At 46.3% G+C, this 21,128-nt stretch carries 18 protein-coding genes; 5 read left to right on the top strand and 13 right to left on the bottom strand.

Annotated features, from left to right (window positions below; translation table 11 throughout):
* Positions 1–2 precede the first annotated feature (2 nt).
* From OGY83_RS21420 to tctD, 11 genes are all read right to left on the bottom strand, one after another.
* Positions 3–1,115, bottom strand: coding sequence for a glycosyltransferase family 4 protein (locus OGY83_RS21420; RefSeq protein ID WP_286636863.1), 1,113 nt, complete (start codon positions 1,113–1,115; stop codon positions 3–5).
* A 1-nt stretch (position 1,116) separates the two neighbouring features.
* On the bottom strand, positions 1,117–2,328 hold the full coding sequence (locus tag OGY83_RS21415) for a glycosyltransferase family 4 protein (RefSeq protein WP_286636862.1): 1,212 nt from the start codon (positions 2,326–2,328) through the stop codon (positions 1,117–1,119).
* Positions 2,329–2,342: 14 nt separating this feature from the next.
* On the bottom strand, positions 2,343–3,332 hold the full coding sequence (locus OGY83_RS21410) for a glycosyltransferase family 2 protein (RefSeq protein WP_194211269.1): 990 nt from the start codon (positions 3,330–3,332) through the stop codon (positions 2,343–2,345).
* A 4-nt stretch (positions 3,333–3,336) separates the two neighbouring features.
* Positions 3,337–4,707 (bottom strand): capsular biosynthesis protein, encoded by a 1,371-nt coding sequence (locus OGY83_RS21405; RefSeq protein ID WP_123268117.1) that lies wholly within the window; start codon positions 4,705–4,707, stop codon positions 3,337–3,339.
* Entirely contained in the window at positions 4,704–5,915 is a 1,212-nt protein-coding gene (locus OGY83_RS21400) for a lipopolysaccharide biosynthesis protein (protein ID WP_079939270.1), read from the bottom strand. The genes OGY83_RS21405 and OGY83_RS21400 overlap by 4 nt, the downstream gene beginning before the upstream one ends.
* On the bottom strand, positions 5,912–8,041 hold the full coding sequence (locus OGY83_RS21395; RefSeq protein ID WP_286636861.1) for a GumC family protein: 2,130 nt from the start codon (positions 8,039–8,041) through the stop codon (positions 5,912–5,914). The genes OGY83_RS21400 and OGY83_RS21395 overlap by 4 nt, the downstream gene beginning before the upstream one ends.
* A 2-nt stretch (positions 8,042–8,043) precedes the next feature.
* On the bottom strand, positions 8,044–8,601 hold the full coding sequence (locus tag OGY83_RS21390) for a polysaccharide biosynthesis/export family protein (protein WP_079939272.1): 558 nt from the start codon (positions 8,599–8,601) through the stop codon (positions 8,044–8,046).
* A gap of 1 nt (position 8,602) precedes the next feature.
* Positions 8,603–9,889, bottom strand: coding sequence for an outer membrane beta-barrel protein (locus OGY83_RS21385; RefSeq protein ID WP_079934237.1), 1,287 nt, complete (start codon positions 9,887–9,889; stop codon positions 8,603–8,605).
* Positions 9,879–11,294, bottom strand: coding sequence for an undecaprenyl-phosphate glucose phosphotransferase (locus OGY83_RS21380; RefSeq protein ID WP_286636860.1), 1,416 nt, complete (start codon positions 11,292–11,294; stop codon positions 9,879–9,881). Before OGY83_RS21380 ends, OGY83_RS21385 begins: the two co-directional genes overlap by 11 nt.
* 452 nt (positions 11,295–11,746) lie before the next feature.
* A complete protein-coding gene (locus tag OGY83_RS21375) occupies positions 11,747–13,159 on the bottom strand; it encodes a sensor histidine kinase (protein ID WP_286636859.1) in 1,413 nt (470 codons plus the stop codon).
* On the bottom strand, positions 13,146–13,820 hold the full coding sequence (gene tctD / locus OGY83_RS21370; protein WP_191214060.1) for a transcriptional regulator TctD: 675 nt from the start codon (positions 13,818–13,820) through the stop codon (positions 13,146–13,148). Before tctD ends, OGY83_RS21375 begins: the two co-directional genes overlap by 14 nt.
* Positions 13,821–13,973: 153 nt before the next feature.
* On the opposite strand from tctD, the gene OGY83_RS21365 reads away from it, so the two are divergent.
* From OGY83_RS21365 to OGY83_RS21355, 3 genes are read left to right on the top strand one after another with little or no spacing between them, the layout of a single operon-like run.
* A complete protein-coding gene (locus OGY83_RS21365) occupies positions 13,974–14,951 on the top strand; it encodes a Bug family tripartite tricarboxylate transporter substrate binding protein (RefSeq protein ID WP_003826029.1) in 978 nt (325 codons plus the stop codon).
* Between the two features lie 14 nt (positions 14,952–14,965).
* Complete coding sequence (locus tag OGY83_RS21360; RefSeq protein WP_008321484.1) at positions 14,966–15,400, top strand: tripartite tricarboxylate transporter TctB family protein; 435 nt, start codon at positions 14,966–14,968, stop codon at positions 15,398–15,400.
* Positions 15,401–15,410: 10 nt separating this feature from the next.
* On the top strand, positions 15,411–16,925 hold the full coding sequence (locus OGY83_RS21355) for a tripartite tricarboxylate transporter permease (protein ID WP_286636858.1): 1,515 nt from the start codon (positions 15,411–15,413) through the stop codon (positions 16,923–16,925).
* A 56-nt stretch (positions 16,926–16,981) separates the two neighbouring features.
* Here the strand turns inward: OGY83_RS21355 and OGY83_RS21350 are convergent, their stop codons facing one another.
* Positions 16,982–18,352, bottom strand: coding sequence for a sensor domain-containing diguanylate cyclase (locus tag OGY83_RS21350; protein ID WP_286636857.1), 1,371 nt, complete (start codon positions 18,350–18,352; stop codon positions 16,982–16,984).
* A 752-nt stretch (positions 18,353–19,104) separates the two neighbouring features.
* Between OGY83_RS21350 and OGY83_RS21345 the strand changes: the two genes are divergently transcribed.
* Together OGY83_RS21345 and OGY83_RS21340 are read left to right on the top strand one after the other, a co-directional pair.
* Positions 19,105–19,401 (top strand): PapB/FocB family fimbrial expression transcriptional regulator, encoded by a 297-nt coding sequence (locus OGY83_RS21345; protein WP_353622054.1) that lies wholly within the window; start codon positions 19,105–19,107, stop codon positions 19,399–19,401.
* A 19-nt stretch (positions 19,402–19,420) separates the two neighbouring features.
* Positions 19,421–19,996: a hypothetical protein gene (locus tag OGY83_RS21340; RefSeq protein ID WP_191214058.1), complete on the top strand. Its 576-nt coding sequence runs from the start codon at positions 19,421–19,423 to the stop codon at positions 19,994–19,996.
* Between the two features lie 123 nt (positions 19,997–20,119).
* Here OGY83_RS21340 and OGY83_RS21335 read toward each other — a convergent pair whose 3' ends face one another.
* Positions 20,120–20,794, bottom strand: coding sequence for a hypothetical protein (locus tag OGY83_RS21335; RefSeq protein ID WP_286636856.1), 675 nt, complete (start codon positions 20,792–20,794; stop codon positions 20,120–20,122).
* Positions 20,795–21,128: the final 334 nt, after the last annotated feature.

The raw sequence follows: 21,128 nt of genomic DNA, 5'->3' as shown, positions 1-21,128 counted from the left end.
AATTAGCCTATATCTTTATCAATGGAGTGATAGACGTTAACCGTCTTTTTGGCAATTTCATGCCAATTGTAGTTTTGTAAATATACACGATAGTCCACGCTATTGGTTGTCGCCCACTGAGTTAATTTTTCGGCCAAACCGGTCACATCTCCCACCTTAAAATACGCCTCGGCAGGCAGCTGAACTTCAAGGTTAGCCGGAATATCACTGACGACGGCTGGAAGAGAAAATGACATCGCTTCCAGTAGCGCAATGGGCAATCCTTCATGGTATGAAGGCATCACAAACAGCCTGGCCTGCGAAAATACCGCTTGCAGCTCATCACCGCGTAAAAAACCAGTCATCACAACACCTGGCGTGTCCGCGGCAAGCTTTTTGAGTCGCACGCTATATTCGGTCGGATGATCAGCATCGCCAATTAACACTAACGGCATGGTCAAACCACTGCGCTGATAGGCGGCGATGGCATCATGCATCCCTTTTTCTTCCACAAATCGCCCAACCACCACGAGGTAGTTTTTCGGCTGTAGCCCAAAACGGGAGAGCGTACTGTCGATGGTGAGCTCTGATAACAATCGCGGCTCGTTTACGCCATTGTGAATTAAATGTGCATCATAGCGACCGTGTTTTCTCTGGATCAGTTGATTAATAACTTCAGAAATCACAATCACCTCGTTGGCATATCTCACCGCCCAACGTTCACCCAGCAGCAATATTTTTTTGGCTACGAATCCCCATTTCTGGCGATCGTAATCGGGACCGTGGTGGGTAAAAACCACCTTCTTACCCATCACTCGTAAGAGCGGGATCACAAGGCCAGGGCCAATAGCATGGACATGCACAATATCCGAATGGTCGATACATGTCCTAAACGCTGCTATAACGGAATGGACAATAGCTTCCAGCGAGCGCTTTTTGGGTGCCCACAGCGCGTAGGTTTCGACTTTTTTATATACCGATCGTTTGTAATTTACATATGGCGAGCGAGCAATCACGCAAATATCAACGTCGAACTGCTGTTTAATGGCAGGATAAAGATTCTGACAGTGTGTCTCCACACCGCCCAGTACATCAGGAATACCACGCGTTCCAAAAACCGTTATATTTTTACTCATACTATGGCCTGCTCAGCAGTTCTTTATAAAGTGCCTGTAGGGTATCCATATGTTTACTCAGCGCATACTTTTCACTCAACCGCGCACGACCAAGTAAGCCCATATCCCGCGCCTTCTCTGGCGAGTCGGCCAGGACGTCCATCGCATTGGCTAACTCATGCACATTACCCGGTTCAAATAAAATCCCTTCGATACCGTCACGAATTTGTTCCGGGATACCGCCGATACGCGACCCAATAACCGGCTTGCCTAAGGACATCGCCTCTAATATCGCCATTGAACAGTTTTCATAGCATTCTGAAGGCAGGATCACCGCTCGCGCATGCTTAATAAGGTTATCGAGGGCTTCCCCTTGTTGCACATAACCTAAAAACTCAACGTCCGGATATTTGGCGGCTAACTCATCGTGCAGCGGACCGTGACCCACAATTTTCAGCGGCGCTTTGTTCTGCATTTTTTCATGCGCCGCCAACAGTGTTGCCACCCCCTTTTCACGACTCAGACGGCCAAAGTACAACATATAGCCCTCATCGCTTACTTCGGCCAGGGCACGACTGTCATCGACGCCATTGACGATGACATCAATGCGCGAATTTGGCAGCGTGCGCAGCAAGACACCGCGTAAAAAAACGCTTGGTGAAACAATCACATCCAGTGCCTGATAGTTTTGTGCAATGTACTGCCAGGTTGCCTCCAGGGAGAGCAGTAAGCTTTTTGAGGCTGAACCTTCCTGACAACGATACCTGAAGGCATTGAAAACCGTCCCGGTAATACAGGAATCACACACCTTGCCGTCGCGCAGCATGGAATACGCGGGGCACACAATCTTATAGTCATGCGCAGTCAGCACCGTTTTGCAGCCAAAATTGCGCGCAACTTTAATCAACGCCGGTGTTAACTGATGGTAGATATTGTGAAAGTGGACAATATCCGGGCGCTCTTTTTCTAATAGCGCCAGCATTTTTTTGCAGGCCTGTGAATTATGAATAAAGCTAACCGCCGTTTTGATCCCCCCCAGCAAATTGCTCGCTTTGTGGTAGTCCACATTACTGACAAAATAATCCGCATAATCTGAAGGGAAATTTTTCTCATGCTGCATCGAGAAATCAATAACCTGAACCCCGGCCTGTTTCAGCATATCGCGCTCTTGAAAATAAACCGTTTCCGCGCCGCCTTTAATGAAAAAAAACTTATTCACGAGTAAAACTTTCATTACGCCAGCCTTAGTTATTCATGAATGATTTTGCTGTCAGGCGGAGTCAACGGATCGCGTACTGGTTTAGTCAACCCTTTAACCAGCCCGGCGGAAAGCACGGCCAGGTTCATTACACTTTGCAGGCCGTTTAATAACGATCGATTCTGTACAGTTTTCAGGACAATAAACGCAAGCAAGGGCAGAAATGCAATGTCGAAAAGTTCAAGGTTGAAGGTCACCGCCGCAATGAACAAGCCAATCAGGTAAACAGAAAAAATCGCCTCATTCCTGACCATTTTTAACGCTTTGCCGAAATAAGGTTTTCCCCAGGCACAACGTAAAAGCTCACCCGGAGCCTGATAGTATCCGCTTTTCCAGCGGTGTTTGAGCATCTGAAAGGTCGGCATGGTATGCGAAGTATGAATAAAATACGGAATATTCAGGCGACGCAGTTTATAACCTGCATCGAGCAAGCGCAGGCCCAGTTCTGCTTCTTCATAAGCGTGCAAATTACGGTTGGTAAGATAACCAATTTTTTCAATTGCAGAGCGGCGATATAACCCGCCACCGCCTAAATGGTCACTATCCCCGAGTGGATAGATTTTATTAATGCGTTGCTTACGCGATTTAAATTCATAGTTTACGGCATCGTCCATTTCAACGGTTCCCGCAACGCCAGCATACTCCGGTTCAGCCTGCAAAAACGCGACGGCCTGATCCACAAAGCCCTCTTCCAGCTCCATGTCACCATCCATCAGTAACAGATATTCCCCTTCACTATACAGATAACCTAGCTGATGCCCGACACCGCAGCAGCGATCGTCTGGGTTAGTTAAGGACACCACGGTCGCCCCTTTATCGATAGCGAGCTGTTGAGTGTTATCCGTTGACAGACTATCTGCCACTATAATTTTATGTGGATAATCAACAAGCTGTCGGCGAATACTGTCGATCGTTTTCTCAATACATTCAGATTCATTGAGTGTTTTAATACTCACTGAAATAAACGGTTTTTGGTCCATACAATTACCCTACACAGCGAAGGACGGTTCGACGAATCACTAAACTTGATCCTAGTGATAAATAGAACAGGAATTGTAACATCGGTGTAATCATCAGTATCTGGCTGTAAGGTAAGCTAATTAAGCAACTGATAGCAAAAGCGTTAAACGCCGGTGCAAAGCTCAATAACTGGAGATCCTGCTGGTCCAGTTGTTCAAGCGTCAGTAATGGCTTTGGCTGACAGACCTTAAGGATATAAATGAATAAGCTAATAAAGAGTAATGTGCCGATCACCCCCACTTCCCACAGCAGCATACTCAGGGAAGTTGAGTCGAGAATTAAGTTATAGATGATATTCAAAAAGCCCGGCGACACAGTACTCCCGCTGTTAGTGGCGTTGAGCCCGTAACCAAATAACGTTCCGGAAAGCCCCCACAGATCGTTATTTTTCAACCAGAACAAGAACGTCGTAAAGCGCCCTAACTCCCCGGTAGACATAATGTAGTTCGGATCAAAAATATAGCTTAATGAGTCGATAAAAATACTTAACGAGCTTTTCGACGGATCGCCGCCAAACGCGGAAGAATAATAATACGCGAGGATCACAATCGACAGGCTAATAAGCAACAGCATTCCCGCCACAATAACCAACAACGTCTTCAGATTGACCTTACTAACGTCTTTGACGTAGCTCGGTGAGAGCCACACCCACGCCAGGAATATAGGCGATAGCAGGATGACGAACTTCACTTCACCAATGATACATAGTCCGATCCCCAGAACAATGTGCAACGCCATGGATTTAAACGTGGTCAGCCCATGCTTATACTCAGAGACTTTTAACAACATAATTAACAGGCAAAACAGGCCCATTGCGGCAGTGTTACCGCCCCCCATGGGGTCTCCGCCAAACGTGCCAACCACAGAGTCCCATTTCTCATCTTCACCACGCACCGCGACGCGCTGGGGAACGACCAGTAAAACCTGATAAATCATTACCGGGATCTGCGCGTAAAACACCCAATACAGATAGCGCGTTGCCCGATAAATCTGCGATTCCCGGCAAAATCCCAGCAGCAAACAGATCATCACCAGCGACAATGCAATTTCGTTTTTAAATGCCACAATCGCAACGGTGATCCCGCCCTGAATCAACGTCGATGTTCCAGCCAGTACCAGGAACGAGAAATACAACGCCAGGACAATCGTCTCCTGCGCATCCAGTTGCAGCGAGCCATCACGCGTCTGCATAACCAATAATCCCACCATCAATAAGGTGAGGAAAAAAGGTATCCACAGCACTGACTGCATGCCGGTAAAGTATTGCACCAGGCCACAGAGGATCAACGTGACAAAGGTATAAACCTGTAAATAGTATCCGGTATTCAGCGTCATAGTATCACCGGCTTGTCTTTCAGGAGATTGGCCCGCTTATTCATTTTCAGATAAATGAAGGCGTAGCGAATAAATGTCAGTGAAGAAAACAAGATGACCGACGTTGCATAATCTTTATAAAAATAGGGCGTCACGACAAAAGCGAATAGTACAATCGCCAGCTGTTCCAGTTGGATACGCAGAAAATAGCGATGAGAACCAAAAATAAGCTCTATTACCGTCAGAGGGCTTATCGCCAGCGCAGGGAATAAATAGGGCAGCATGTAGCGCGACGTCTCAATGGAGTTTATCCAGTCTTCGCTAAAACCGAGTCGCATCACAATCGGATAGAAAATAAAAACCCCAAGAGTACAGATAACCCCTAGTACCAGCAATAGCATACGTACCCTGGTATACTCCTGATAGTTAAAGGTATTATTTCTGAAGTCGATGGACCACTTGGAAAAAATAGTATTGCGTACCGCGTTGCCGATGATCACCACCGGCGCCAGGCAAAAGCGGCTAACCACGGAAAAATAACCCGCAGTCAGCGCCGAGAACCAAAAGTTAATCAGCATAATCGGCAAATTGCTGCTGGCCATCGCCAGCACTTCCGCACTGCCCACTTTGGTTATGTGATGAATATTCTGTTTGAAAAAATGCCAATTACTGGCGGGTCTCAAATGTCTGGCCGCCACCGAACGAATATCAAACGAATGCAAAATACAGCTTATGGTCAGCACCATCGTCGCGCAGGCCCACGACCAATAAAACAATTGCACATGGTGCGTAAGAAGTACGGAAAGCACAACGACCACAGAAACAGAAATGCGCTGGAAGATCAGAAAACGAAAGTTAGCCGTGCGTAGAGACAGGTTTTCCGAGATGAGAACCCACGCCGTTGCCAGCGTCAGCAAATAGAGAAACAGGATGTTCTGGTGAAACAGCCACGCGGTGAGAGCGGCGTAAGGTAAGGCAATGATCGTGCTTTGTATTAAGCAAAACACGACATTCTGCACCAGTTCGTCATCCTGCTGTTTAGGAATTAGCAGCTGTGATGCAAAGGTACACACCTGAGCGCCCACCACGGCGATGCTGTAATTGAGCGCATAAAGCCCCACTTCAGCCATATCGTACTTGTGTGAAATCAACCAAATAGACAGTGCACCAATCAACTGCGAGATGACTGATGAACCGGCTATCGTGGAAGCGCTCTTCAGTAGACTCATACGCGGCCTGGCGTTGCCATCAGTTGATCGGTACTGAAGTTCAGTGAACGCAGACCCTCTTGCGTCTCAAGATCCTTTTCTTCAACTGCATTGAGCACCGCACCAATCACCACGCCGTTATTTTCCTCGATCTTATCCAGTGCGTTGGCGATTTGTCCCGCCGACCCCGCCCCGGCTTTCACAATGAAAACAACCCCATCGACGGCACGTTTGATCAGTTGAACATCCTGACTCTGATTCACAGCAGCAACATCAATAATGATGCGCTGATAATGCGATTTCAACTCGCGCATTAAGCGTTCAACATGCTCCGAAGACAGCATCAGTAAAGATGAGATTGTGCTCTTGCCGTGTGGAATAAAGTCGAGATTATCACTGAGTTTGATCCGCGCCTGTTCAAGCTCTGTCTCCCCGCGCAGCAGCTCCGCTAAGCCTGCGGATGTAGCTGACGCCAGCTCGGATGTGAGCCCACCAGTGTTAAAAAAATCCGCATCAATAAGCAGTGTTTTCTGGTCGAAACTAAAAGAGTTAGCTAACAGATTCGCCAACAAAGAACGCCCATCGCTGTGCTCCGTTGACGCCACGGCAAGCGCCTGTAAAGGTCGATTATCCAGCATAATCCGGGTACGGATACCGTGCACAATATCGGCATTCAGCGGGTTCTTCATGATCATGTCCCGCACCTGCGCGCGCCCAGAGGTTCCGCTAAAACGACGAATTTCACCCAGCGGAACAACATTGAGCCGTTTTTTCATGCGACTGAGGGTATCGATTGAGTTATCCATTGCCGCTTTGACAATGAAATACATGATGCTGAACACGACCACCAGCATAACCACCATCACCAACAGCAGTGATTTATTCGGTTTCGCCGGTTTTAACGCGGGTACCGCAGGGTCGTATAACACCGCATCGGCATTCACGCCGGACAGCGACAGCTCCTGAGTACGTTGATAAAGCGATTTATACAGGTCTTCCATTTTATCTAACGACAGCTTTTGACTGTTCCAGATATCCCGTTTTGACGCCATTTTCTGGAAGATCTCTTTCTGCTCAGCCACCTGCTGTTGATAGTTTTTTTCGTCCGCCAGCGCTGCCAGATATTGCTGACGTAAACCGACCTTCAGCTCACCCAATACCCGTCCAGTCTGGCTTTGGATCGACTGAACATCAGCCTCTGCTTTTAAAATGGCGGGATTTTTTGGCCCATAGACTTTACGCTGTTCGGACAACGTTCGTTGCGCCTGAATCAACGCAATGCGCAAATCCTGGATCTGAGCGTGGTTAGAGACCGAAGGCAGCGAGATAACGCTCTCAATGGACTTACCTCCCCCGTTCACCTCGTTATAGACGGATTCAGCGGCAACCCGACGCTGGGTTGCATCGGCCAGGCGATTGGTTACGATACTTAACTGCTCGGTTTCAAAACCATCGATTCCGCGGAAGGTCAGCAGCCCGGCATTTTTCAGATAGCTGTCCATCTCGTCTTTTTGCCTGGCTATCGATTTCTGAATCTCTTCCATTTTTTCAAAATTCAGTTCGCGAGCTTTCTCCATCTTCAGGCGTTTTTGCTCCACCGTGTAGTTGATGAAAGCCTGCGCGACGCCATTCGCAATGTCAGCCGCTTCCTGAGGGGACGTTGATTCATAGGTAATAGACGCCAGGTTCGTCGTACGAATACCAATGACATTCAGATTTTTCGACAGCGTTTTCAGCGCTTGCTCCATTCTCAGTTGCCGACTTTCATTGCTATCGGCCCCCTGAGCACTGGCTTTTTCCCCGGTAAATTCCGGGTTTTCATCCAGCTTCATATCACGTACGGCTTGCTCCAGCACGATACGTGAATGCATCAACGCATATTGTGTTTCGTAGTAACCACTGCGCGTTGAATCGAAACCATCAACCTGTGGAAACGGAGAAACATTATCAGCCTGCGCCTTAATCAGCACCGTCGCCGTTGAAACATACTTTGAGGACATCATGCTGATTAACGGATACGCGACAACCCCGGCAACAATACCGGCCAGCGCAATTTTCCAGGCGTTCTTTTTCAGCTCTTTAGCAAAGCGGGAGAATTCGACACTGCTTTCTCGTTTTTTGCCGTTTTCCACTATTGATAGTTTCATCGTCAGAAGAACCCCATGCCAATAATCACGACATCCCCAGGATGAACAGAGTGCGTTAAATCGACATTCTCAAGCAGCTGATTGCTCCCTGACAGGCGAATGTTGATATCTTTTCGGTCAGCACGATCTGTAAATCCACCCGCCTGCGCAATAGATTTCTCGACGGTAAGCCCTGGCTCATAGGCGAAGCCATTCGGACTTTTCACCTCGCCAGAAACATAATATTTACGGAACTCGGCAATACTCACCGTCACCATCGGAGTTGTAAAATAATCTCCGGTCAGGCGTTGAGTTAATTCATTGGTCACTTGATCGACAGTTTTATCTTTTAATTTAAGAGCGCCAACAAACGGGAAATTGATCTCCCCACTCTTATCCAAAATAAATCGCATCGTCATATCGGGTTGACCATGAACAGCGATATTGACAGTATCCCCTGCCCCAAGTCGGTAATCCTGCTGAACAGTAGCAGGATCGTCCATTAATCGCGGGCTGGACGTTGTGCATCCGACCATCAGGATACTGAATAGCAAAACCGCGCACAGTTCTATTATTTTCATTTTAGATCTGAACCTTAGCTTTAAGCATAATCATAGAATTATCATAACCCAACGTTCTAATGACTTCCTGATTGTCGTTGGGACCGATATAAAACGAGTCAGTATCCTTATTCGAATTTAATGTATCTATCTGATATTTAATCTCAAAATTAACAGATGGTGTGTAGTCATAGCTCATGGTGACACTAAACACGCCATCTTTATCATGTCGATCCTTGTTCTGTTTTTTATAGTCTTCCGAAGTGAATGAGTAGTCCAATAAAGTAGAAAAACGAGTGCCTAACCAGAAATGCTGGTAAGAAAGGCCATACTGAGTCACCAGAATATATCCCCCAACTTCCGACGGGTCTTTAATGCTTTGCGCAGAGTGGGCCGTGAAAACAGACTGCTGTAACGGCTTCCACTCCGCTTTTATGTCCCAGTTTAGACCATTAAAATCATGCGAGTTTGCGTTGTTTTCAAATGTTTTATACAGCCATGAAATATTCATGTCGACATTGGTTTTCCCCGTCAACTGCGACTTCAGGCCATACAGCAAATAATACTCATTAGTGTCTTTCTCTGAGTTGTTATCATAGCGACGTTGGTTAGTAATAAAGCTATAGCGAAAGCGCGTTCTGGATGAGTATTGGTCAAAAACTTCCGCTATCAGGCTATTTTCATGCCATTCCTGTTCCTGAATATAATTGTAGAAGTCTTCACTACTGTCCTGAACATCAGAAGTGTTACCGAAAGTCAGTTTTTTGTATAACAACGCCAGTTCCGCTTTGCCGCGACCATCAGGTGCACCGTAGCTGTAGCGCAATTCACTATTGATAAAATTCGTCGTCAGCGGAGATTTAATCCCATACTGTTCAAACTGGCTCGGTAAAAACCCCTCAGTGATACCACGGCCGCGGGATTCATGCCCAAGCGAATCCTCCAGATTGAGGGTTAAGCCATGCTTGAGCCCATACCGCCAGGCACCGTTAAAACGAAAAAAATGATCGTTGTAGTTATCAGCGGAATCGCTTGAGTAGTTACGATAATCTCCGGAGTACATCAGCAAATACTTATCCTGGCCACGCTCTCCAATCATACTCAGAACGGGCGCCGCACTCTGAAACGAGGAACCGATAGCATCGCTGCTATGTGGCTGATAAGACACGTTATCATTATAACCATAGTCCACAGCGACCTTGCCCTGGAAGTCTATCCCCGCAAAGCCAATGTGTGATTTCGGTGTTAAATCAGCCCATGCGGACTGCGATATCACGATTCCGGTAATAACGAGTAATTTAGTATGCATTCTTACCGACAAATCCTTTGAAAATAGTTTTAATAATAATTTTTATATCCAGCCATAACGACCAGTTTTGAATGTACTCAATATCGTACTGAACCCTTTTTTCCATCTTATAAAGCGCATCGATTTCCCCGCGGAACCCGTTGATCTGCGCAAGCCCAGTGATCCCTGGCTTAACTTTATGGCGAATCATGTAATTTTCGACCTGTTTGCGGTACTGCTCATTATGCGTAACCGCATGAGGCCTGGGACCGACAATCGACATACTTCCCTGCAAAACGTTAATAAATTGCGGAAGTTCATCCAGCGAAGTGCGACGTAAAAAGCTCCCGAATTTGGTTACCCGCGGATCGTTTTTAGTGGCCTGAATAACCGTATCGGAATTCTCCATGACGCGCATAGAACGAAACTTCCAGACCTTAATTTTTTGCCCACTCAAGCCATAGCGATCCTGTTTGAAAAAAACCGGCCCACGGGACGTGAGTTTGATACCAATGGCAATCGCCAGCATCAGGGAGGAAATCATCACCATAATGATACTGCCAAGAACCAGATCTTCCGCCCGCTTAATAAACGAGCCCGCCCCTTCAAACGGTGAACTAAAGATACCGATAGTTTGCAGGTTATGGATGGAGCGTAACTTGGACATGTTGTTACTGTAGGTATAAAAGTCAGGGACAATATAGGTATCTACGGTGGTGTCTGACATCATGGCCAAAAAGTGACGAATGCGATGTAAAGCAACCATCGGTAAAGCAATATAGATTTCGTCTATGTTTCCCTTCTTGGCTTCCTCGACCAGATTGATCACCGGACCACGGAAGGGGCTTTTCACCTTATCTACGATATCGCCGCTGCGGGATAAGGCGCGCTCATCATAAAAAGCCAGATCTAATGTGATATTGGCATATTCATTCATTAGCGCGTTTTCTGCAGCCAGACCATTGTCCGTCAGACCAATAATCGCCACGCGTATACTCTTTTTCGTTGAATACTTAAAAATAAAAAAGCGAATGTAGTAAAGAAAAGGTAATGGAATGAAGTACCAGTAAATAATGGCTGAATAAAAAGGGGAAGGCAGTCTGTCTAAGTAGCCCAGTGACTCAGGTTCAGCCACCGTCATACTGACCAGTTCGTTAAAAAAAATCGCCAGTAACGTACAAAAAACCAACCGTTTTTGATTACGCAAACCGATCGTCTTAATCTTTTGCTGGTACATTTTAATGTATTCAGCAAACAGCAAGAAAAAGACCGAGAAGAGAAGACTCAAAATGGCAATGGTGTTAAATGGCGCCAGACCTAACAGATGGGCGCTAAAAACCAACGTCGCATTGATTACAATGAAATCGACCAGTTTTAAAAAGACTGGATATCCCTGGCTGCTAATCTTTAGCGATTTTTTAAGCATATCTCAGCCCATTATTTATTGATCTTTAATTGTTTTTTTCTCATTTATGTTGCTAATTATATCACAAGTCTAAAAAACGCAATGGCACATTGTCATTAAATGTAAAAAATAATGTCTCTTACTGTGATAAACATCCCAAGCACAATCATATCTATATGATTTTGATGAGGATTGAATCAAGAAAAGTTTTAGCCAACTAAGCAAAAAAGATGACTTTTAACAACACTCTTGCTATTGACAGGTAACAATTCTTGGTCTATGAAAAAGTAATTTATGTATGATAAATAACGCAAAAGTTTAGTTTAATTGACGCTAAATTGTCGCAGAATTGCTGTTAAATACAGCAAGTAAAATATAATTCACGGCCTCTCGGTGAAATTTAAAATTACAATAACAATACAATTAATTACTTTTAATTATATTAATACCGTTCGCATCATCAAAAAGATAATTCAGCTCGCTACGCTTAAAAAGCGCACCCGAACCCTCAACCCACCCAATGCCTCATTACGCGTTAACTGAGGATGCGTTCGATGCAGACGAGCAATATCATTGACCAGCGCCAGGCCGATCCCGGCGCCAGGGACATTGCCTACGTTATCAAGACGATGAAACGGTAGCAGAGCCTGATGAACCATCTGCTCATCTATGCCCGGCCCGCTATCTTCAACCACCAGCACCACCGCCTCTCCTTCTCGCAGCAATCGGGCAGTCACCACGCCATGCGGCGGTGTATATTTCAGTGCGTTATCCAGCAGATTTCCGCTCAGTTCGCCGAGCAGCACTTCATCTCCCTCGACCCACACCGCGTCCTGTTCCCCTTCATAGCCCAGATCGATCCCTTTACTACGCGCCTGCGCCAGTCGGGTAAAACAGCTGCTTTGCACCACCTCATACAGATTAACCGGCGAGAAATGCCTTTCCCCCTGCTCTTTGCGCTTCACCGCAGACAGCTGCAACAGCCTCTCCGTCAGTTGAATGGTGCTCTCCAGCGTGCTACTCATGGCTTGTAAACTCTCATACCATTGCCGCGGCTCGGCGCTGGCGAGGGCCACCGATGCCTGAGTTTTCAGTACCGCCAACGGCGTTTTAAGCTGATGGGAAGCATCCGCGCTGAAGCGCTCCTGGCGAGAGATCAGACCGCGAAGTCGGTCCAAATAACGGTTGAATGCCACAATCAGCAGACGGGTTTCCGACCATGGCAGCAGCTCCGGCAGCGGCGTCAGCAGGCCTGGCTCACGACGCACCATCAGGGATGACAGCTGGCGCATCGGGCGTAACACCCGGCGCAGCAGCCAGCCAACCAGCACCAGAGTCAGTAGTACCAGCAGCCCTTGCGAAACCCACGAGGAAAACAGCAGTTGTCGCGCCAGATAACGCCGCGATTGCAGCGTTTCGGCAACATAAATCTCCGCCATGCCGACAATGCCGCCTTCGTTGACGGGCTGCAGCAGACGCGCCACGCGGATTGCCTCACCGCGATATTCAGTGTGATAAAACCATGCCAGCGCCGGATAAAGCCGCGTGCGCGAGGTAGTTGGCGGCAGCGCCGGTAAATCGTCATAACCAGAGATAACCTTCCCCGCCGGATCAACCACTTTGTAGTACAGTCGGTCATTCATATTCAGTTCGAAGCTGTCCAGCACCACCCATGGCACGTTCACTTCCAGCTGTTTATTGCGCACCACCAGCCGCTCAGAGACGGTCCTGGCGGATGAAAGCAACGTGCGGTCATACGCCTGGGTCGCCGCCTGTAATGCGCTAACGTAGCTGTTAAATGCCGACAGTCCCCACAGCAACATTAGCGGCAGGCCCAGAAACATCAGCAGTTGCAGGTATAACGATTGGGGTTTAACCCACTTCATCGCGAAGCTCCAGCACATAGCCCAGACCGCGCAGCGTAGCAATACGCACATCGCTTCCCTGTAGCTTTTTACGCAAGCGATGGATATATAACTCAATGCTTTCGGGACTCACCTCATCACTCAGGCTGAAGACCTGTTCAAACAACTGCTGACGTGAAACCGGTCGCAACCGACGGTACATCAGCACCGTCAACAGCGCCTGTTCACGCGGCGTGAGCGCCAACGGCTGCCCCTGCAACAGAAAATAGCCTTCATCGTGAAACGCCAACTCCCCCAGTTGCTGTATGCCTTGCACCTGTCCCGCACTGCGACGCAGCAAGGCCCGCAGCCGGGCATCCAGCTCCTCGATTTCAAACGGCTTTGCCAGATAATCATCGGCTCCGACGTTCAACCCTTTCACCCTATCGGCCACCGCGCTACGCGCCGTCAGCAGCAGGACAGGGAGCGTCTGCCCGCGTTTGCGCAGCCGCTGAACGACTTCCAGACCATCCAGACCGGGCATATTGATGTCCAGCACCGCCAGCGCATACGTTTCGCTATGTAAAAGATGGTCGGCCGCCAGGCCATCAAAAACGCAGTCAACGGCAAAACCGTTTTGTACCAGCGCTTTCTCCAGCCAGTGAGCTAACTCACGGTTATCTTCCGCTAATAAGAGACGCATATCACATCCTGTAAAGTTTCTGCCGCATTGAAAGGGAATTGAAAGGTTAATGTTTTAACAATCACGCAACCGAACTGCTACACATCGGCTCACATAATCACAAAAATCTTCTTCCGTACCCGAAAATCCGGTTTTCCGGCGTGAGGATAAACAATGAAAAAACAGTTACTTCGTACCCTTACTGCAAGCATTTTATTGATGAGTACCTCTGTACTGGCGGAACAAGCGCCTTCGCGCACTGAATGTATCGCCCCTGCTAAACCCGGCGGCGGTTTCGATCTCACCTGTAAGTTGATTCAGGTGAGCATGATGGAAACCGGCGCTATCGAAAAACCGATGCGCGTAACCTACATGCCCGGCGGCGTTGGTGCCGTGGCCTATAACGCGATCGTCGCTCAACGCCCGGCTGAAGCGGGAACCGTAGTGGCCTTCTCCGGCGGCTCACTGCTGAACCTGTCACAGGGCAAGTTTGGTCGCTACGGCGTGGATGATGTCCGCTGGCTGGCAAGTGTCGGCACCGACTACGGCATGATTGCCGTACGCCAGGACTCACCGTGGAAAACGCTGAAAGATCTGCTGACGGCAATGGAGAAAGACCCTAACAGCGTGGTCATTGGCGCAGGCGCCTCTATCGGTAGCCAGGACTGGATGAAGTCGGCGCTACTGGCGCAAAAAGCCAATGTCGATCCGCACAAGATGCGCTATGTGGCCTTTGAAGGCGGTGGCGAACCGGTTACCGCACTGATGGGCAATCACGTGCAGGTGGTTTCCGGCGATCTCAGTGAGATGGTGCCTTACCTCAGCGGCGACAAAATCCGCGTGCTCGCGGTGTTCTCTGATGAACGCCTGCCGGGACAGTTAGCCAACGTGCCAACCGCCAAAGAGCAGGGTTATGACCTCGTGTGGCCTATCATTCGTGGCTTCTACGTTGGGCCAAAAGTCAGCGACGCCGAGTATCAGTGGTGGGTTGATGCCTTTAACAAACTCCAGCAGACCGATGAGTTTAAAAAGCAGCGCGATCTGCGCGGTCTGTTTGAGTTCAACATGAGCGGCAAACAGCTCGACGACTACGTGAAAAAGCAGGTCACGGATTATCGTGAGCAGGCGAAAGCCTTCGGTCTGGCGAAGTAAACGCAGAGGCAAAGATGATGAGCGATCGTATTTTTGCAGGTATCTGGCTGTTGCTCTGCATAGCCGGGCTGTTCGTGGCCTGGCAAATCAGCAGCGAATACAGCTATGAACCCGTAGGGCCGCGTCCCTTCCCGCTTGGCATTATCAGTCTGATGTTGGTCTGTGCCGTGGCGCTGCTGTTGCGCCATCCGGACACCATCAGTTGGCCCCGTCGCCACGTGCTGCAAAAGCTGCTGACGATGGTAATTGTTCTGTTGATGTACGCCTGGGGTTTTGAGTGGCTCGGTTTTCCCATCGCCACCGCCATTCTCACCGTGGTGATTGGCATGCTGTTTGGCGCAACTATCCCGGCTGCGGGTATTTCCGGCGCGGTGCTCGGCATTCTGCTGTGGTATGCCTTTGACCGACTGCTTGACGTCACCTTACCACTCGGCGCCTGGCTGGGTTAACGGAGAAACGATGGATACCTGGATTTATCTTTCTCAGGGTTTCGCGGTGGCAATGACGCCGGAAAACCTGGTCATCGCCTTGATTGGCTGTTTTGTCGGTACCATTGTGGGTTTGCTGCCCGGCCTTGGGCCGATCAACGGCGTGGCGATCCTGCTGCCGCTGGCCTTTGCTTTGCATCTGCCCGCAGAATCCGCGCTGATCCTGCTGGCTACGGTCTACATTGGCTGTGAATATGGCGGGCGCATCTCCTCTATCCTGCTGAATGTTCCCGGCGATGCGGCGGCGATTATGACCGCTCTGGATGGTTACCCGATGGCGCAGCAAGGACGCGGCGGAGTGGCGCTCTCTATCTCGGCGGTCAGCTCTTTCTTTGGTTCGCTTATCGCCATCGGCGGCATCATTTTGTTTGCCCCGGCGTTAGCCCAATGGTCGCTGGCCTTCGGTCCGGCGGAATACTTTGCCTTAATGGTTTTCGCCATTGCCTGTCTCGGCAGCATGATGGCGCAAAATCCGCTGAAATCATTTCTGGCAGCGCTTATCGGTCTCGGACTTGCGACCGTCGGCGTAGACGCCAACACCGGGGTTTATCGCTTTACTTTTGACAGTGTCCATCTCTCCGACGGTGTGCAGTTTATCGTGGTGGTGATTGGTCTGTTCTCTGTCTCTGAAATATTGTTAATGCTGGAACATACCAGCAGTGGCCAAACGCTGGTGCGTAAAACGGGCCGCATGTTGTTCAACGCCAAAGAAGGTGCACAGTGCGTAGGGGCCACCCTGCGTTCATCAGTAATTGGCTTTTTCGTCGGCGTTCTGCCTGGCGCTGGCGCTACCATTGCCAGTGCCATCACCTACATGACAGAGAAAAAGCTCAGCGGCAACAGCGACAGCTTTGGCAAGGGGGATATTCGCGGCGTTGCGGCACCAGAAGCCGCCAACAATGCCTCGGCCTGCGGCTCTTTTATTCCGATGCTGACGCTCGGCGTGCCGGGCTCCGGTACCACGGCGGTGATGATGGGCGCGCTGACGCTGTACAACATCACTCCGGGTCCGGCCATGTTTACCGAGCAGCCGGATATCGTTTGGGGGCTGATTGCGGCGTTGCTGATTGCTAACGTAATGCTGCTGGTGATGAACATTCCGCTGATCGGTCTGTTTACCCGCATGCTGACTATCCCGCTGTGGTTTTTGGTACCGGCTATCGCGGCAGTCTCCGCGGTAGGCGTGTACGCCGTCCACAGTACCACCTTCGATTTGGTGTTGATGGTCGCCCTCGGCGTTCTGGGCTACATATTGCGAAAAATGCACTTCCCAATGTCGCCGTTAATTTTAGGCTTCGTCCTCGGGGAAATGCTGGAGCAGAACCTGCGCCGGGCGTTGTCTATCAGTAACGGTAGTATGGATATTCTGTGGGCCAGCGGCGTGGCGAAAGTGCTGCTGGTGATGGCGGTACTGGTTATCGTGGTCCCGCCGGTGCTGCGCATGATCCGTAAACGCAACAGCAAACCGCAGGTAGGTGCAGGTTAGTCAATATTGCCGGCCAACTACGCGATGGCGTTGTTGGCCGGCTAACATACTGCTGGTTATGACTGTACGCACGGACACGTTAGCTCGTGGGGACCGCAGTAATACATCACTTTATTTCTGCCTGCATTTTTTGCGGCGTAAAGTGCAGCATCAGCATAGGAAACGACTTTATCACCCGATTCATCTTTCGGAGAACTAAAATAAACCCCGATACTTATGGTCATCTGTTCTTTAATACCAAATACATTTGGCGGTAACGTGAGTTTTTCTACATTTTGTCGAATCCGCTCAGCCACCACCATAGCCTCCTGTTTATCATTGCATTTCAATAAAATGCCAAACTCCTCTCCCCCCACCCGAGCAAAAACATCGGAGTCACGAATCGATTTATTAATGATATAAACGATGGAGACAATCACCTTATCTCCCTCCTGATGTCCATAAGTGTCGTTAATCCTCTTAAATTTATCAACATCAAGCATCAACACACAAACATTTCCACGTAGCATGGCAGAGTTAAGTGTTTTATAGAACAGCTTACGATTATAAATTTTGGTTAGTACATCTCTCATAGAGGATTCCGTTTCTCTTTTTAGCAGCAGGAAAGTATTAAACATTAAAATTGAGATTACGCATAATGCGCTTATTATTTCAAGTCCGCGACTGACGTACCAGATATACATACTGTACTCATCAAGACTGATAAGTAGTAAATTGGTTAATATCGCCGAGCAGCACATCAGAGCGATACTGACCCACAACGCATTGTTCAATCGGGTTTTCAACGTAAGGTATACTAAAGCTATGGCCCAACCTGCAATTAACGAATAAATGTATCTTAATTCCCAATGCAACGTCACCAGATCGTCTTTTAAGCAGGTGATATCTATCACGACATCAGGATTATAACTTGATAAATTGTGAGCAAGAATACCTATTGCGACCACAACGATGACCGTTATCATCTCCAGTATCGGCTTCTTTTGTTTATCCTCAATGACAATCGTATCGTTTCTATATGCTTTAATGCCGATACACAACGTAATGATAAAACTCAATTGCCGAAAGTAGTAAAAGATAGCAATGTCATTGGTTCTCTGTTCGATTGAAACACTATCATTAATCAGCGCCTGCACAATATAGATAGTTTCAATAAAATAGATATCACAACTAATAAATGCTATACCCAGAATAAAGACATAGGATAACTCTTTTCGACATAGATATTGAAACAGCATAAACAAAAACATTATTGCATAGAGAAACAACAGTCCCACAATGACGATTAAGTATGTTGTTTGCGGGACGTTTTTTACACTTATTTTAAATTGCGAAAGACATAACCCCACCCCCAAATATAAGACAATTAATATAATATAAAAACCAACAATCCATCCATTACTAAATCTATACGTTTTTTTGTTCATACTTATCCAGGTGATGAATATTTCTGGCATTTTTATATTATTTATCTTTCCATTGCAAATACAGTTGATTAGTCATAATGCAACCATATGTTTTCTAAGCAAATTAAATTACTCATCAGCCAGATGTATAAAATTTATTATTGACATAAAATTCACTATTTTGTGTCGACATTGTTACTACACACAAAAAAAATTATAATTTTCATAATAGCAAGTAATCCTCCTAAAAAAATTAACGTAGGTGACTTCGTGATTTTTAAAAAAGTTATACTCGTATGGCTTACACATCCAGTTACCATAAGTACTTATGCTTTCATCACACAAAAGAGTTAATTTGCACCAGTCGGTTGCCTGGCAATACATTGCACATTTCCTATGTTAGATAGATGCACATTTTAGTCCACTTGGTAATTATTATACTTTCATTCAAATTATATTATTTTTAATAAATTTAACATTTAATAAACATCAATTTTCTATTATATTGATTAAACCTTTATCATTATTTAATAAATACCAGGAGCATTATCGCCAAATTCATCAAAACACATAATGTTATAATTAGCAAAAAAACACCTTCACAATTGATTTTATTGGTTTTTTTTGTAACTCCTGAATTAAATCAGCCCGCAAAAATGTCAAATATAAAACAGTGAGCTATTTACTAAATCAATGTTAAAGCTATTATTAAAGAAGAGTTCATCAATGAACCTTTCAAGCGAATAGTTATCATTTTGCGCCATGAGGAAGAAATGAACATTAAGGATGGCTTTGCAGAACATTACTCTTCTATTCCAGCGCCAGGGACCCTAACACCAGGAATGGTAGATAAAACCCATTTCCATTTACTTATTGATATATCCAGTATATATAGTGAAAAGATCATATACGCACTCGAACTTCATTTAGTTAATGGATTAAAACGAAATGAAGCTTGTCTTATCAGCGGCGTCTCACAGAGTTGTCTGTCAATTAAACTCAGGCAATTGCAACGCATTAGTCGCTCCGTCGTACAGATGTACCCTTGGTATTGTGCAAATATTAATTAACTTACCTAATTCATATAAAATGAGTAATAATATTAAGATCGTGTGCATATCGGCTAATAGCTATCTGAAGTTAGCCATCCAAAACCTGGTGGATTTCACATGGATAAATGAATCAGACCTTTCGCCTGCGTTTTGCTATCCATCAGCAAGCATCGGCATCATGTTGCTAGTAACCACGGGTAGTACCCTTAAACAACGTATAAAAATGCTCGATATGACGCGTAAGATTTCCAACAACTACGGCTGGAAAGGCATTTTGTTATATGATCAAAAAAATGCGAATGAAAGACGTTTTGTCGATATGACTGGACTGAGGGCCTATGACATCAGAACGCCGATTGCGGATTTAAAAGATTCCATTGAAAGAAGTACTTATCTTCGCTCCCGTCATCCTCACTATACTAACGGCATATTGGGGCTTACAAAATATCAATGGGAAGCATTATGGCTCTCATTTATAGGTGTTGAGATTAAAGAGATTGCAGAAAAGACTGGACGTACACCACCAACATTGTATGCGCACAGGAAAGCAGGTCTAAACTATTTAAAATTGAATCATCTTCATGAATTCAAAAATGTCATAGCTAGCTTTTAAAGTAGATACTTGAGAAAATCATTCTACTATTTTTTATGTTCCTCTCCACTATACGTTAATGAATATTTTAACGCCCCTCATCGATGCAAATCATCAGGGGCGCAATTACGTAAGTGGAGCAGTTTACTTGATATTAAACTGACAATTTATACATTTATTTTCTTCTTGACGGTTATGGTAGCTTAACATCAACAATAACAAAGAAAAAATAAGGCCTACAAACGCTGACAGTAAAAGAACCATAGTAGTATTGTATCGTGCTACCACTACCGGATCTGATATAATAACAATATCGCCCTTATCCAAATAACGTTTCGTTGCCACTGCGATTAGATAGGCACGCGATAGTGTCTCTGTTGATTTATTATCAGCGTGCCGCGCATTCAACTCCTGCAACACGTTGTCAACATCATCTGCATACCATGCATTGAGTGCGGCGTTAAGAGAGAGCAGTGAGTTCTCAATTTCATTTGCTTCATTCGTGGAAACCAAGGCTTTCAGATTCAGGGTATTACTTTTTTTATTTTCATTGACACTAAAGCGACTATCAACTCTGGACACCAATAATGTTTTGAATATTTCATTACGGCATTCAACATCATCGTTGCATGAAGTGTAAAAAAATGGCGAGTAAACTTTCGGTGTAATATCAAGTGTTAACGTCACCTTATCGTTATTGATGTAACAAAACACGCCACCTATTACAATACAGAAAAACACGATAAATGATATTAGTAGATATTTATTAAAGGCATACTTTATAAAATCTAATAAATCAATTTCTTCACTAGAGCTCATTTTTTCACCCCACATTTACAAAGAGACAATCCAGGAAAGCAAGCATGCGATAAAAACTGTGCTTACAGCCAGAGCACTAATGAATATCTTTGCTGATAAAGTATACTTCATTTAATCATCCATCTATCCCAGCCACATTTAACTTTGTATTATGATAGTAAAATAAGACCAAGTGTAAACATGGAAAAAAAGTGGCTATTTTTTTTGTTATTCACCCTAACAAATAGACAGCAAATTGTTAATAAAATAGTTAACTAATTGTAATATAAAAATGCACGTATCGTTATTACAAATAAAAGTTATATAAATTTAATAAAATTAATCGCTAAACAAA

Origin of the sequence: Citrobacter sp. Cpo090, assembly GCF_030332665.1 — a bacterium.
GTDB classification, from domain to species: domain Bacteria; phylum Pseudomonadota; class Gammaproteobacteria; order Enterobacterales; family Enterobacteriaceae; genus Citrobacter; species Citrobacter portucalensis.
This window is presented reverse-complemented; position numbering and strand designations above follow the sequence as displayed.

Excerpts from the sequence above, each read along its gene's own strand:
- OGY83_RS21420 (WP_286636863.1), bottom strand. The coding sequence starts at position 1,115 with ATGAGTAAAAATATAACGGTTTTTGGAACGCGTGGTATTCCTGATGTA.
- OGY83_RS21415 (WP_286636862.1), bottom strand. The coding sequence starts at position 2,328 with ATGAAAGTTTTACTCGTGAATAAGTTTTTTTTCATTAAAGGCGGCGCG.
- OGY83_RS21410 (WP_194211269.1), bottom strand. The coding sequence starts at position 3,332 with ATGGACCAAAAACCGTTTATTTCAGTGAGTATTAAAACACTCAATGAA.
- OGY83_RS21405 (WP_123268117.1), bottom strand. The coding sequence starts at position 4,707 with ATGACGCTGAATACCGGATACTATTTACAGGTTTATACCTTTGTCACG.
- OGY83_RS21400 (WP_079939270.1), bottom strand. The coding sequence starts at position 5,915 with ATGAGTCTACTGAAGAGCGCTTCCACGATAGCCGGTTCATCAGTCATC.
- OGY83_RS21395 (WP_286636861.1), bottom strand. The coding sequence starts at position 8,041 with ATGAAACTATCAATAGTGGAAAACGGCAAAAAACGAGAAAGCAGTGTC.
- OGY83_RS21390 (WP_079939272.1), bottom strand. The coding sequence starts at position 8,601 with ATGAAAATAATAGAACTGTGCGCGGTTTTGCTATTCAGTATCCTGATG.
- OGY83_RS21385 (WP_079934237.1), bottom strand. The coding sequence starts at position 9,889 with ATGCATACTAAATTACTCGTTATTACCGGAATCGTGATATCGCAGTCC.
- OGY83_RS21380 (WP_286636860.1), bottom strand. The coding sequence starts at position 11,294 with ATGCTTAAAAAATCGCTAAAGATTAGCAGCCAGGGATATCCAGTCTTT.
- OGY83_RS21375 (WP_286636859.1), bottom strand. The coding sequence starts at position 13,159 with ATGAAGTGGGTTAAACCCCAATCGTTATACCTGCAACTGCTGATGTTT.
- tctD (WP_191214060.1), bottom strand. The coding sequence starts at position 13,820 with ATGCGTCTCTTATTAGCGGAAGATAACCGTGAGTTAGCTCACTGGCTG.
- OGY83_RS21365 (WP_003826029.1), top strand. The coding sequence starts at position 13,974 with ATGAAAAAACAGTTACTTCGTACCCTTACTGCAAGCATTTTATTGATG.
- OGY83_RS21360 (WP_008321484.1), top strand. The coding sequence starts at position 14,966 with ATGATGAGCGATCGTATTTTTGCAGGTATCTGGCTGTTGCTCTGCATA.
- OGY83_RS21355 (WP_286636858.1), top strand. The coding sequence starts at position 15,411 with ATGGATACCTGGATTTATCTTTCTCAGGGTTTCGCGGTGGCAATGACG.
- OGY83_RS21350 (WP_286636857.1), bottom strand. The coding sequence starts at position 18,352 with ATGAACAAAAAAACGTATAGATTTAGTAATGGATGGATTGTTGGTTTT.
- OGY83_RS21345 (WP_353622054.1), top strand. The coding sequence starts at position 19,105 with ATGAACATTAAGGATGGCTTTGCAGAACATTACTCTTCTATTCCAGCG.
- OGY83_RS21340 (WP_191214058.1), top strand. The coding sequence starts at position 19,421 with ATGAGTAATAATATTAAGATCGTGTGCATATCGGCTAATAGCTATCTG.
- OGY83_RS21335 (WP_286636856.1), bottom strand. The coding sequence starts at position 20,794 with ATGAGCTCTAGTGAAGAAATTGATTTATTAGATTTTATAAAGTATGCC.